Annotated in this window: 9 protein-coding genes and 1 pseudogene; 6 read left to right on the top strand and 4 right to left on the bottom strand. The window is 72.6% G+C overall.

Annotated features, from left to right (window positions below):
- Window positions 1–88 precede the first annotated feature (88 nt).
- The 3 genes and pseudogenes from TA90_RS15480 to TA90_RS04390 form a co-directional block, all read left to right on the top strand.
- Window positions 89–883: pseudogene (locus TA90_RS15480) on the top strand (ABC transporter transmembrane domain-containing protein); the annotation flags it as partial.
- Window positions 878–1,786, top strand: a complete 909-nt coding sequence (locus TA90_RS15475) for an ABC transporter ATP-binding protein (protein WP_331394255.1) — start codon at window positions 878–880, stop codon at window positions 1,784–1,786. The pseudogene TA90_RS15480 and the gene TA90_RS15475, both read left to right, overlap by 6 nt.
- Window positions 1,783–3,624, top strand: a complete 1,842-nt coding sequence (locus tag TA90_RS04390) for an ABC transporter ATP-binding protein (protein WP_052450499.1) — start codon at window positions 1,783–1,785, stop codon at window positions 3,622–3,624. The genes TA90_RS15475 and TA90_RS04390 overlap by 4 nt, the downstream gene beginning before the upstream one ends.
- Before the next feature lie 103 nt (window positions 3,625–3,727).
- On the opposite strand, the gene TA90_RS04385 is transcribed toward TA90_RS04390, so the two are convergent.
- The gene (locus tag TA90_RS04385; RefSeq protein WP_043534801.1) at window positions 3,728–4,486 is read right to left on the bottom strand and encodes a class I SAM-dependent methyltransferase; all 759 of its coding nucleotides are present in this window, start codon (window positions 4,484–4,486) and stop codon (window positions 3,728–3,730) included.
- A 326-nt stretch (window positions 4,487–4,812) separates the two neighbouring features.
- On the opposite strand from TA90_RS04385, the gene TA90_RS04380 reads away from it, so the two are divergent.
- From TA90_RS04380 to TA90_RS04370, 3 genes are all read left to right on the top strand, one after another.
- Window positions 4,813–5,598 carry a DeoR/GlpR family DNA-binding transcription regulator gene (locus TA90_RS04380; protein ID WP_043534800.1) on the top strand — a complete coding sequence of 262 codons (786 nt, stop codon included), beginning with the start codon at window positions 4,813–4,815 and terminating at the stop codon, window positions 5,596–5,598.
- Window positions 5,599–5,925: 327 nt separating this feature from the next.
- The gene (locus TA90_RS04375) at window positions 5,926–7,377 is read left to right on the top strand and encodes an RbtT/DalT/CsbX family MFS transporter (protein ID WP_074015281.1); all 1,452 of its coding nucleotides are present in this window, start codon (window positions 5,926–5,928) and stop codon (window positions 7,375–7,377) included.
- Between the two features lie 125 nt (window positions 7,378–7,502).
- Window positions 7,503–8,984, top strand: coding sequence for a mannitol dehydrogenase family protein (locus tag TA90_RS04370; protein WP_043534799.1), 1,482 nt, complete (start codon window positions 7,503–7,505; stop codon window positions 8,982–8,984).
- 218 nt (window positions 8,985–9,202) lie between these two features.
- On the opposite strand, the gene TA90_RS04365 is transcribed toward TA90_RS04370, so the two are convergent.
- The 3 genes from TA90_RS04365 to TA90_RS04355 form a co-directional block, all read right to left on the bottom strand.
- Window positions 9,203–10,117 (bottom strand): TIGR01777 family oxidoreductase, encoded by a 915-nt coding sequence (locus TA90_RS04365; protein WP_043534798.1) that lies wholly within the window; start codon window positions 10,115–10,117, stop codon window positions 9,203–9,205.
- A 120-nt stretch (window positions 10,118–10,237) separates the two neighbouring features.
- Window positions 10,238–10,873 carry a nucleoside/nucleotide kinase family protein gene (locus TA90_RS04360; protein ID WP_197067842.1) on the bottom strand — a complete coding sequence of 212 codons (636 nt, stop codon included), beginning with the start codon at window positions 10,871–10,873 and terminating at the stop codon, window positions 10,238–10,240.
- Window positions 10,848–13,339 (bottom strand): ATP-binding cassette domain-containing protein (locus TA90_RS04355; protein WP_043534797.1); only part of this gene is annotated, 2,492 nt, incomplete at its 5' end. The genes TA90_RS04360 and TA90_RS04355, both read right to left, overlap by 26 nt.

Raw genomic sequence — 13,339 nt, 5'->3', positions numbered from 1 at the left:
ACCGGCCCCACGTCCCTGACCTGGGGTGAGACCCTGCGGCGGGTGCGCGTGATCCTCCACCCGATCCGCTTCCTCCTCCTGGGGGGGACTGCTGTGCGCCTCCACCGGCTCCGTCCTCGCGCTGATGATCCCCCAGGTCCTGCAGCGCCTCATCAACACGAGCCTGCAGCAGGACCCGTCCCGCTCGGCGGTGGTGACGGCCGCGGCCCTGGTCCTCGGCCTGGGAAGCCTCGAGGCGACCCTGGTCTACCTGCGTCGGGTCCTGGTCGTCGCACCTGCCACGGACATCGAGCGGGGCATGCGGGTGCGTCTGTTCGACCACCTCCTGCACCTTCCCGTCGCCTTCCACGACGCATGAGGTTCCGGCCAGCTGCTCTCCCGGTCCATGTCGGACCTCAGCCAGATCCGCAGGTGGATCGCCTTCGGGATGATCATGCTCGTCACGGACATGGTGACGATCACCGTCGGCACGCTCCTCATGGTGCGCGCCTCGGCCCGCCTCGCCCTGGTCTTCGCGATCGCGGCGGTGCCGATCATCGTCGTCTCCTACCGCTTCGCCCGCCGGTACCATGTCCTCTCGCGCCTCTCCCAGGAGCGCTCCGGTGACCTCGCCACCACCGTCGAGCAGTCCGTCCAGGGGATCCGCGTGCTCAAGGCCTTCGGCCGGGGAGGCCACGCCCTGAAGGGGTTCACCGGCCAGGCCTCGGAGCTGCGCGACGTGGAGGTCTCCAAGGCGACGGTCACCGGTGCCTTCGACCTCGCGATGATCGCCCTTCCCGAGACGGTCCTCGGCGTCGCGCTGTTCATCGGCCTGCACGAGGTCGCGGCGGGGCAGATCACCGTGGGCGCGTTGGCCGCCTACTTCACCACGGCCACCATGGTCACCGGCCCGGTGAGGATGCTCGGTCAGCACTTCGCCCAGGCGGTCAACTCCAAGACGGCCCTGGACCGCCACTGGGAGGTGCTCGACGCCCCCCAGACGATCGCCGACCCCCCGGAGCCCCGCACACTCCCGGCAGGCACCGGCGCCCTCGGACTCGCCTTCCACGACGTCCGCTTCCGTTACCCAGACGCCCCACCCCACGTGCGCGACGTCCTGCGCGACGTCACCCTCACGGTCCGTCCCGGCGAGACCCTCGCCCTGGTGGGGGTGACCGGATCGGGGAAGTCCACGCTGCTCGACCTCGTCCCCCGCCTCCACGACGTCACCGGCGGATCGGTCACCCTGGACGGCGTCGACGTGCGTGACCTCCGTCTGTCGGAGCTGCGACGCGTGTGCGCCATGACCTTCGAGGACCCGAACCTCTTCTCCGCCTCGGTCCGCGACAACGTCCTGCTCGGGGTCGACCCCGCCACCGACACGCGCGAACGTGAGCGCCTCCTGCGCCTCGCACTGGACACGGCCGCCGCGGACTTCGTCGAGGACCTGCCCGAGGGGGTCGACACCCCCATCGGTGAGGAGGGCATGTCCCTGTCAGGCGGTCAGCGCCAGCGCCTCGCACTGGCCCGGGCGATCGCCGCGCGACCCGCCGTGCTGCTCCTCGACGACCCCCTCTCCGCCCTGGACACCCGCACGGAGGAGCGCGTGACAGAACGCCTGCGTGAGGTGCTGCGGGGCACGACGACGTTGGTCGTCGCGCACAGACCCTCCACGGTGGACCTCGCCGACCGCGTGGCGCTGCTCGACGAGGGCGTCATCACCGGCGTGGGGACCCACCACGAGATGATGGCCCGCTCGCCGCGCTACCGCTACGTGATCGCCAATCTCGAGGAGGGGGTCGAATGAGCGCGGCGCGCACCGACACCGAAGCCGCGGTGCCGGTCGGTCGGAATGAGGAGCGGGCCCTCAGGCACCAGTCGGCGGCACTCCTGGGCTCGCTCATCCACCCCGTGCGCGCGCGGTTCCTCCTCGTGGCGACCATGGTCGTCGTCGCCCAGTTCACGGGCGTGGTCGGCCCCGCCCTCATCGCCTGGGCGGTCGACACCGCACTGCCCGCCCTCGTCGGGGGTGACACACGCCCGACAGTGCTCGTCTCGGGTGCCTACCTCGCAGCGGGCCTGGCCACGGGGGTCCTGACCTTCGCCTTCGAACGCCAGTCCAGCGTGCTGGGCCAGAGGATGCTCCTGGACCTGCGCCAGAGGGTGTTCCGGCACACCCAGCGCCTGGACCTGGAGTTCCACGAGCGCTACACCTCGGGGCGCATCATCGCGCGTCAGACGAACGACATGGACACCCTGCGCGACCTCCTCGAGGGCGGGGTGCAGGTGGTCGTCGGCTCGACCCTCACCATGGTCCTCACGGCCGCCTCGATCCTGGCGATGGACGCCCCCACCGCAGGAATGATGCTCCTCATGCTGCTGCCCGGTGTGGCACTGACGGTGTGGTTCCAGAAGCGCTCGAGGGAGGCCTACCGCCACATCCGCACCCAGTCCGCCCGCCTGATCGTGAAGTTCTCCGAGACCTTCACGGGGATCCGCGCGGTCCAGGCCTTCCGCGACGAGGAACGGTCCGGCGGGGAGTACGCGGCCATCGCCGACGACTACCGTGACGCCACCCAACGCTCCGTCATGGTCTTCGGCATCTACCAGCCGGCCCTGCGCCTCCTCGGCAACGCGACGGTGGCGGTGGTGCTCCTGGTGGGAGGCTTCCGCGTCATGGGCGGCTCGATGTCGGTGGGCCTCCTCCTGGCACTCGTGCTCTACTCGCGCCGCTTCTTCCAGCCCATCGACGACATCGCCGGCTTCTACAACACCCTGCAGTCCTCCAGCGCGGCCCTGGAGAAGATCTCCCAGCTCCTCGCCGAGGCGCCCCGGGTCCAGGAGCCCACCGCCCCCGTACCCCTGCCGCGTTCCTCGGGGCTCATCGACTTCCGTGACGTCACCTTCCGCTACTCCGCGGACGGTCCGGAGGTCCTCCACCGCACGACGCTGCACGTGCCGGCCGGCCAGACCCTGGCCCTGGTCGGTCGCACCGGGGCGGGGAAGTCGACCATCGCGAAGCTCATCGCCCGCTTCTACGACCCCACCACCGGGCAGGTCCTGCTGGACGGCGTGGACCTCAGGGACCTCTCCTCCCGCGACCTGCGCCGGGCAGTCGTCATGGTCACCCAGGAGGCCTACCTCTTCTCCGGGACGGTGGGCGAGAACATCGCGCTGGGCCGTCCCGGTGCCACCGGGGAGGAGATCCGCGCCGCGGCACGCGCAGTGGGTGCGGACGAGTTCATCAGCCGGATGCCCGCGGGCTACGACACGGACGTCAACCGACGAGGTGGACGCGTCTCGGCGGGGCAGCGCCAGCTGATCTCCTTCGCCCGGGCGTTCCTCGCCGACCCCGGGGTCCTGATCCTCGACGAGGCCACGAGCTCACTCGACCTGCCCAGCGAACGCCAGGTCCAGGAGGGCCTCACCTCGCTGCTGGGCAGGCGCACGGCGGTGATCATCGCCCACCGTCTCTCCACGGTGATGATCGCGGACCGTGTCCTCGTCGTCGACGACGGGCGGATCGTCGAGGACGGCGCGCCCCGCGAGCTCATCGCCCGGGGCGGACGCTTCGCCGCCCTGCACGAGGCCTGGCAGGCGTCGCTGCGCGACGGATCTGGATGGTCGGGGGACGTCCCCGACTGATCGGCCCCGGCACGTGGACCGGGAAGGGGCCGGTCGCCTCCCGGGACGTGGTCGGACCGACTCCCTGCCCGCCGTGGCCCGGGCCCGGGGCCCGGCGCTCCGGTCAACCCCTGCGGGCCGTCCACAGCAGCGTCGTGTAGGGGATCTCCACCGGGACCTGCGGGTCCAGGTCACGGTGGTCGAGGAGGTACCACGACAGGTTGGCCTGCATCACCTCGCGATGGGCGGCGTCGGCACGCAGGTAGGAGGACCGTGTGGTGCCCAGCTCCATGAGCTGCCCGGGGGTCATGCGGTCCGACCAGGCGACCTGGGTGAGCTCGGGCGGCGTGAAGAGATCGCCGAGGTGCGGGGGCCTGTCGGGTCGGTGGACGTCACCCGAACGCATGATCCGCGTCAGCCGGTGGATCCACGGCACGGAGACGTCCATCTGGTTCCACAACACCGCCACCGCCCCGCCCGGGCGGAGGATCCGGTGCACCTCACGGGCCGCGGCCTCCTCGTCCAGCCAGTGCCATGCCTGGGCGCAGGTGACGAGGTCCTCGCAGCCGCCCGGGAGGCCCGTGTCCTCCGCTGCGGCGTCCACGACCCTGAGCACCGGCTGCCGGCCGGGGCGTGACGGCGCCGTCGACCCGTCGCGGAGCTCCTCCAGCTGGGCACGCATGGCGGGCGCGGGTTCCACCGCGTCCACGTCGACCCCCCGCTCCAGGAGGAGCCGCGTCATCTTGCCCGTCCCCGCCCCGATGTCCGCCACCCTGGTGGTCCCGCCCGCGGGCGCGGCGAGGGCGAGGTCGACCACGCGGGAGGGGTAGTCGGGTCGGACCCGGGAGTATGCGCCGGTGGCGGCGTCGAAGGGGTTGTGCACGTCGCGCAGCCTATTCCCGCCCGCCCCCGCCGGCCATCCCGGCGCAGGGCCGTGCCCCCGTCGGCCATCCCGACGTGGAGCGGCACCCCGGACGGCCCTCTGGGCTGGGCGGGACCGGGCAGTGACCACCCGCAGCCTGCAGGGCCCCGCCACGGAGGTCACCCGGAGGGCGTGGTCCCCACCCCGACTCCGGGGGACAATGGCGACACGGGTGGGCCTGGGGTGGCACCCGGTGTGGTGCGGGGATCGGTCCGCGGGTCGGGCCGGGGCCGCCCCCTGCCGGACGTCCCGGACCCTGACCCGCACCTGATCGGAGGGAGGCGACCATGGCGGAACTCGCACGCAACCAGCGGGCGGCCGCGAGCCGTCGCGAACGCCTCGTCGACCTGCTGCGCACCCGGGGGAACGTCGCCGTGGCCGACCTTCCGGGGATCTTCGGGGTCTCCGCCGAGACGGTGCGCCGCGACCTGCGCGTCCTCGAGGACCGCCACGAGGTGGTCCGGGCCTACGGCTCGGTGCGCCCCGCAGAGTCCGGTGCCTTCGAGACCACTGGGGAGTTCCGCGCCGCGCAGTTCGCCGAGGAGAAGGCACGCATCGCCCGCGAGGCCTGCGCACGCCTGGGGCGGGCAGAGACCGTGTTCATCGACGAGGGGCACCTCCCCCTCGTCATCGGCCGGGCACTGCCCACCGACCGCGGGCTGACCGTCGTCACCACCTCCCTGCCGGCCGCCGCCGAGCTGGCCCGGCGTCCCGGGCTCACCGTGGTCTCCGTGGGTGGGCGGGTGCGCCCCGCCACCCTGGGTGTCGTGGACCGGTGGGCCCTGTCCGTCCTCGGCTCGATGGAGCCCGACCTCGCCTTCATCGGCGCCAACGGCGTCACCGAGGAGGGTTGGCTGACCACACCGGACCCCTCCGTGGCCGCCACGAAGGAGGCTGCGATCTCGGTGTCCCACCGGCGCATCTTCGTCGGGGACCACTCGAAGTTCGACCACTCGACCTTCGTCCGCTTCGCGCGGCTGGTGGACTTCGAGTGCGCGATCACCGGCCGCGAGCTCCCCTCCTCGGTGGCCAGGCGCTACTCCACCCTGGGCACGGAGGTCGTGAGGGTCTGAGGGGCTGAGGGCGAGCCGCCCTCGTCCCACCGGACGCCCACCACGCACGGCGGACACGTGCGGGGCACACACGGCGACCACACGCCCCCCACACACACCGGTCACCCCCGACCCCGCCTCCGGGCACGCACCCGCCGTTCCCCACCCAGACCGTCTCCCCCCTGCACGGAACAGCGCCGATCGGGAACCCGAGCGATGGCGTGGCAACCACACACACCGGTCACATCCAGGGTGGGATCCCACGGTCCGGTCCCGCACACCCGGGAGCACACTCACTGGTGTCGGCGAACAACACCGCAGTCGTGCCGACGGATCGGAAGGGCGAAGATGTCCACCACACCCACGGGGCCCGCGGCCCTCCTGCACCGCATCGGCTTCCCCGCCGAACTGTCACTCGGCCTCCTGGCCGTCGTCGTCTTCGTCATCGGTGACGGGATCGAGGCCGTGTGGATCACCGACTACCTCCACCACGACATCGGCTACACGGTGGCCCAGGCCTCGATGACCGTCACGGCCTACGGGGTCGTCGTCGCCGTCGCGGCGTTCCTCTCCGGCGCCCTGTGCGACGCCATCGGACCCCGCCGCGTCATGGAGATCGGCCTGGTCTCCTTCCTCGTCTTCGACACCCTCTTCATCACCGTCGGCCTGCACGCCGGGTCACTGCCCGTGCTCCTGCTCGTCTACGGCCTGCGCGGCTTCGGCTACCCGATGCTCGCCTACGGCTTCCTCACCTGGATGATGATGGTGACCCCACCCCAGCGTCAGTCCTCGGCCTCGGGCTGGTTCTGGTTCGCCTTCTCGCTCGGGATGCAGATCATCGGCTCCTACCTCTCCTCGCTCCTCCTGCCCCGGGCGGGCGCGGTGCCGACCCTGTGGGCCGGGTTCACCCTGGCGGCCGTGGGTGGCGCACTCACGCTGGCCTTCCTGCGCCGCCACCCCTCGGCCTCGGCCACGAAGGGGATCTCGGTGGGTGCCTCCCTGGCCTCCGCGGCCTCGGTGGTGTGGCGCCACCCGAAGGTCGGCATCGGCGGCATCGTCAAGGTCATCAACCTGGCCGGCCAGTACGGGCTCCAGGCCTTCTACATCGTCTACCTGCACACCGTCCACGGGATGCCCCTGGAACTGGCGATCCTCGAGTTCACGATCTTCGGGGTGGTCGCGGTGGTCGGTGACGTCGTGTGGGGCATCCTCGGTGACCGCATCGGGTGGAGGAACACCCTGCAGTGGGCCGCGACCCCGATCTGCGCGCTCTCGCTGGTCTACCTCTACACCGTCCCGAACCTCGTCGGCCCCGACTTCTGGCTGATCGCCCTCGGCATGGCGGCCATCGGGATCGGCCTGTCGGCCCACGTGCCCACCACGCCCCTGGTCATGGCCCATGCCCGGGGCGAGACGGGCAACGCGCTGGCCATCCTCAACCTCGGCGCGGGCCTGGGTGCCTTCGTCGGCCCGGCCGTCGTCACCCTCCTCGTCGGGCCCGCGGGGTTCCGCGGCGTCGCCCTCGCCCTGGCGGGTCTCTACGTCATCTCCTTCGTCCTGCTCTTCGCCCTCAAGCTGCCCGGCAACGCCCGCGTCCTCCACTCCGCAGCCGCCCTCCGCCTCGGGGACGAGGAGGACGGCGACGAGGGCGACCGGGAGCAGGACCACGAGCGCGACCACGAGCGGGACTGCGAACGGGACTGCGAGCGCGACCACGAGCGGGACTGCGAGCGGGACCGCGGCCACTCGGACCCCGTCCCCGCACACACCACGCTGTCCATCGGGGCGCCGGTGGCCTGAGCCCCGGACGAGCCCGACACCGGGCGATCCGCCCGACGACCCACGATGATGCCGAACCCCCACCCCGGACACGGGACACAATGCACACAGACCGCACAGACCGCACAGACCAGGAGGAACATCCCATGACCATCCCCGCCGCCCCCGACAACCAGACCCTCACCGACGCCCCGTTCGCCCCCACCTACGACCGCACCCGGATCACGACCGGCATCGTCCACTTCGGGGTGGGCAACTTCCACCGCGCCCACCAGGCCATGTGCCTGGACCGCCTCATGAGCCGCGGGGAGGCCCTGGACTGGGGCATCTGCGGGGTGGGGGTCATGCCCCAGGACGCACGCATGCGCGACGTGATGGACGCCCAGGGAGGCCTTTACACCCTGGTCCTCAAGCACGCCGACGGGACCCTGGAGCCCCGCGTCATCGGCTCCGTCCACGACTTCCTCTTCGCCCCCGACGACCCGTCCGCCGTCCTGGACGTCATGACGGCCCCGACCACGCGCATCGTGTCCCTGACCGTCACCGAGGGCGGCTACAACATCGACGACGAGACCGGCCGGTTCCGCACCGATGCCCCGGACGCCGTCCACGACGCGCACGAGCCCGCAGCACCCCGGACCTCCTTCGGCTTCATCGTGGAGGCCCTGCGCCGGCGCCGCGCGGCGGGGACCGCGCCCTTCACGGTGATGTCCTGCGACAACCTGCCCGGCAACGGCAACATCGCCCACACCGCGGTCGTCTCCCAGGCGGGCATCGCCGACCCGGAGCTCGCCGCGTGGATCGACCGCGAGGTCTCCTTCCCCAACTGCATGGTCGACCGCATCACGCCGGTCACCACCCCCGCCGACGTGGAGATGGTCCACGAGGAGTACGGCATCGAGGACGCGTGGCCCGTGACCTGCGAACCCTTCGTCCAGTGGGTCCTGGAGGACCACTTCACCCTGGGGCGTCCCGCCTGGGAGGAGGTCGGCGTCCAGATGGTCGAGGACGTCGTGCCCTACGAGCTCATGAAGCTGCGCCTGCTCAACGCCTCCCACCAGTCACTCGCCCACTGGGGTCGACTGCTGCCCCTGGAGTTCGCCGACGTCGCCGCCTCCGACCCCGACATCGCGGCGCTGACGCGCGCCTACCTGGAACGCGAGGCACTGCCGACCCTGCGCCCGGTGCCCGGCATCGACCTGCCCGACTACGTGGACACGCTCTTCGAGCGCTTCACGAACCCGGCCATCGCCGACACCCTGGCGCGCCTGGCCCAGGACGCCTCGGACCGCATGCCGAAGTTCGTGCTCCCCACCGTTCGCGACAACCTGGCGGCGGGTCGCCCCGTGACACTGGGGGCGGCGATGGTCGCCGCCTGGTCCCTGGGGGACGAGGGTGTTGCCGAGGACGGGTCCGAGATCGTCCTGGACGACAAGCGCGGGGAGGAGCTGGCCGCCGCCGCGGGGCGGCAGCACCGGGGCGACGACCTGGCGTTCATCTCCGACGAGGCGGTGTTCGGGACCCTCGCGCGGGAACCCCGGTTCGTCGAGGCCTTCACCACCGCCCTGCACGGCATCCGCGAGCGCGGGGCCCGCGCCGTCATGCAGGAGCTGGTCGCCACCCGGTGAGCAGCCACTGACCCGCGGAGGCGCGCCGGCAATCGCGTCCGGGAGCCGCATTGCCCCGACCACTGTGCGCCGAGTCGGGGCCGTCCCACCCAACGGTGGACTTCCCACCCAACGGTGGACTTCTCACCGAGAGGTGGCCACATACCCCCACCGTTCGGTGAGAAGTCCACCGTTCGACGAGTGCCCTGTGAGGGCCGCCCGTCACCCGGGCCGCACCCCTACTCCCGTCCGGCACGCACCTCGGCCAGGGCAGGGACCAGACGCGGTTGGGTGAAGGTGAACCCGTCGCGCAGCAGGCGGTCGGGGACCACCCGCTGACCGGCGCGTACGACCTCCGCGACCATGTCGGGGCCGAGCACGGGCACCAGCACCGCGGTGGGCAGGCGCAGTCGGCAGGGCCTGCCCAGGGACGCCGCGTAGGCGCGGGCGAACTCCCGCTGGCGCACGGCTCCGGGGGCGGTGAGGTTGACCGGCCCCTCCAGGTCCGAGTCCTCCAGGAGGTGACGCTGGGCGCGCACGTGGTCCTCCCGTGCGATCCAGGAGAGCCACTGCTCCCCGGAGTCGATGGGGCCTCCCAGTCCCGCCAGGTACAGGGGCCGCTGCATGGCGAGGAAACCTCCGTGGGAGGAGAGCACGATGCCCGTGCGCAGAGCCACCACCCGCACCCCGGCGTCTGCCGCCGGACGCGCCGCCGCCTCGGTGAGTCGGCAGACCCGGGCCAGGAAGTCGTCCCCCACCGATGCACCCTCGTCGAGGACCTCCTCGCCGCGGTCGGCACCGTAGACCCCCACGGCAGAGGGCACCAGGAAGGTGCGTGGCTCGCTGCGCCGGGGGGCATCGGCCAGTGCCTCGGCCAGGGTGCGGGTGGCCTCCACCCGACTGGTGAGGAGGGTGCGCCTGTAACCACTGGTCCAGGGTCGGTTGCCGATCCCGGCACCCGCCAGGTTGACCACGGCATCGACGTCGTCCAGCCCCGGGCCTGAGATCACGTGGGAGCCGGGGTCCCACGGGCGCTCGTCAGGGCCCGAGGCCTCCCGACGGACCAGGCGGACGATGTCGTGTCCGTCAGCGGCCAGTGATGCCCCCAGGGCGGTGCCCAGGAGTCCACTGCTTCCTGCGATGGCAACCTTCATGGGCCCAGCCTATGTGCGCCAGGTCACCCACGCGCGGGCACGCCGGGCGGAGCACAGCCGCAGGGCACGCATCGACGGCGACGGCACCCCCACTGCCACCGCGGCGCGCGGGGGCCGACCTCAGGTCCGCACCACCAGGTCGGCCAGGGTGCGCGGCCGGTTCCGGCACACATGCCGCTCCTCCTGCCGGGCCCACATGTCCCACCAGGGGCGGTAGGCCTCGCCGTCGCGTTCCATGGCGCGACGGTGACGCTCGCCGTCCTCCGCATCCACCCAGATGCGCAGGTCCGCGACGCCGGCGGTGACGGGGGTGAGGGCACCGGCACCCTCGACCACCAGGGGCACGCCCGGAGTCACTGCCACCAGGCGGGCCACGCGGTCCGCCGACCAGTCCCACCGGGGCCAGGAGCGGCGTGCGCCGGTCAGCAGTTGCTCGGTGATGCGCGTTCCCGCCCTGAGCCCCTCCCACCCCGGGTACCAGGAGTCGAGGTGCAGGGTGTGCGCGCCCGCCAGTCCCGCGACGCGCAGGGCGGGGGCCAACTGGTCCGCCAGTGTGGTCTTGCCCGAGCCCGAGCGCCCGTCGACCACGACCACCGGTGCGCCCCACCGGGTGGGGGTGCGCGTGTGTGGGGCGTCGCCCTCCTCCCACCCGACGCAGGCCCGCACAGCCCGGTGGACCAGGGACGCGGGCAGGGCGTCGCCCTCGTGCCAGTGCAGGACGGCGGGCACCTCAGCGCCCCAGGGGCTGGAAGACACCCCAGTGCACGGCCGCCCCCAGGGCCACCACCGGGATGGCCACGCAGATCGCCATCATCACCGCGTCCGCCACCCCGACCCGCGAGGGACGGGCCCAGGTGCGGGGCACGTCCGCACCGAACCCGCGCGCCTCCATGGTCAGGGACAGCTTGGCGGAGCGCCGCAGGGCCAGGACCAGCAGTGCGAAGGCTCCTGCACCGAAGGCGGCCAGGCGGTTGCCGTCCCCGATGCCCCGCACCCGCCGCGCGCGGCGCAACGCGTGCCAGTCCCCGACCATGAGACCCGCCATGCGGACCCCGGCCAGCGAGGCGAGCACGGGGCGGGCCGGCAGGCGGAGCACCTGGGAGAGCCCGTCGGCCATGTCGGTGGGGTCGATGCGGGAGAGCACTGCGATGGCGGGCAGACCGAGTGCCAGGACACGCACGAGGATGGCCAGCGAGAGCGTCACGGAGTTCTCCGAGATGACGGCCGGCCCGAACTGCCAGTACACGTGCCCGCCGGGGGAGGCGTAGAGCAGCATGGACAGGGCCGCCAGCGGCGCGGCCACGAAGAGGGGCAGCATCCGCAGGAGCAGGCGGCGCGGACTGGTACCGACCAGGGGCAGCAGCAGGAGCTCCACCCCCAGCGCGATGGAGGCCGAGAGCACGTCGATGGTGACCATCAGCGGCGTGGTCATGACGACCAGCCCGAGGAACTGCACGACGGGGTTGACACGGCGCAGGAGGTCCCCGCGCAGGGCGGCGTGCCACGGCGAGGGAACGGGCTCCGGGGCCGCCGGGGGGAGCGCGGGACGTGTGGCCGACGAGGGCGACGCGGGCCGCGCTCGCTGCAGCGACGAGGGCGGGACCGGTTCCGCCGGTCTCCCGGGAACCGTTCCGTCCACGGTCGGTCCGTCCGCAGATGGAGCAACTGAAGTCGGACCAGCTGCGACCGGACGATGTGCTGCCCGACCAGCTGCCGGACGATCTGCTGCCGGACCAGCTGCCGGGACGCGCGTGTCTCCGGCACCGGGCCGGGGCGCCTCCGTGCTCGCCGCGGCAGCACCCTCCGCCGGGCGCGCGGCACCGGTGCCCGCACCCACAGGTGTGCGCGGGTCCCAGCCGACGTCGGAGAGGTCGATGACATTGCCGCCCATGGCGGCCACGAACGAGCGGTCATGGGTGATGGACACGATCGTGGTCCCTCGTGCCACGGCGTCGCGCAGGATGCCGACCAGTTCCAGCCAGGTCGCACGGTCCTGACCGAAGGTCGGCTCGTCCAGGACGACGACCCGGGGGGCGGAGATCAGGGCGGTGGCCACCGACAGTCGGCGCTTCTCCCCACCGGAGAGCGTCATGGGATTGGCGCGTGCCACGTCCTCCAGGGCGAGGGCCCGCAGGAAGCGCCCGACCAACTCGGCCGTCCTCCCCTCCGGGACACCCATGGCGCGGGGGCCGACCTCCAGCTCCTCACGCACGGTGCGGGACACGAACTGGTACTCGGGTTCCTGGAACACCATGGACACGCGCCCGAGCAGCTGGTGGGAGGACCAGGCGTGGGGATCGGTGCGCCCGGGGGCCGGGGCGAGGTCCTCGGCCACGCGGACCTCCCCGGAGACCTGGGGCAGCAGACCGACCAGGGTGAGGGCCAGGGTGGACTTGCCCAGGCCGTTGTCCCCGATGATGCAGGTGGAGACCCCGCGCGGGATGTCGATGTCGATGCCCGCCCGCACCGGGCGGTCCTCCTCGTACCCGATGGTCAGGTCCCGGCCCGAGAGGACCACGGGGTCCTGCACGGCGTCCGCCGCGTGGCCCGCCTCCGGGGCCGGGGCCGCACCCGCCGGTGGTGTCCCGTTCCCGGCCCCGACCCCGCCCCCCGTCAGGGGAGGGCCGCCGACACCGTTCCCGGCCCCCACTCCCCGGACACGTGCCTCCTCGACCACGGCGACGTCATCGCCGGGCAACCAGATCCCGGCCGCACGCAGCTGCCCGCCGCGGTCGCGCAGGACCTCATCCAGGGGCCCGTCGGCGGCGACGGTGCCGTCCAGGACCACCACTGCCCGGTCCACCAGGTCCGCCCACACGTCGACGCGGTGCTCGACGACCACCAGGGTGGCACCCGTGCGCTCCAGGACCCGCTCCGCTGCCCGGCGCACCTCCGCGACCCCGGCGGGGTCGAGATTGGCGGTGGGCTCGTCCAGGAGCAGCAATCCCGGCCGCATGGCGAGCACGCTGGCCAGTGCCAGGCGTTGCTTCTGGCCGCCGGAGAGCTTGGAGGTGGGGTGGTCCAGGGGCAGGTCCAGGCCGACGGCGTCCAGCGCGTCCTCCACCCGGGCCCAGATCTCCTCCCGCGGCACCCCGAGGTTCTCACAGCCGAAGGCGACGTCGTCACCCAGGCGCGCCAGCACCACCTGGGCCTCCGGGTCCTGCATGACGAGGCCGACACGGTCACGCGCACCGTCGGGTGCCCGTTCGTCCAGTGTGAGCG

Source organism: Actinomyces polynesiensis, from assembly GCF_000820725.1.
GTDB lineage: Bacteria > Actinomycetota > Actinomycetes > Actinomycetales > Actinomycetaceae > Pauljensenia > Pauljensenia polynesiensis.
This window is presented reverse-complemented; position numbering and strand designations above follow the sequence as displayed.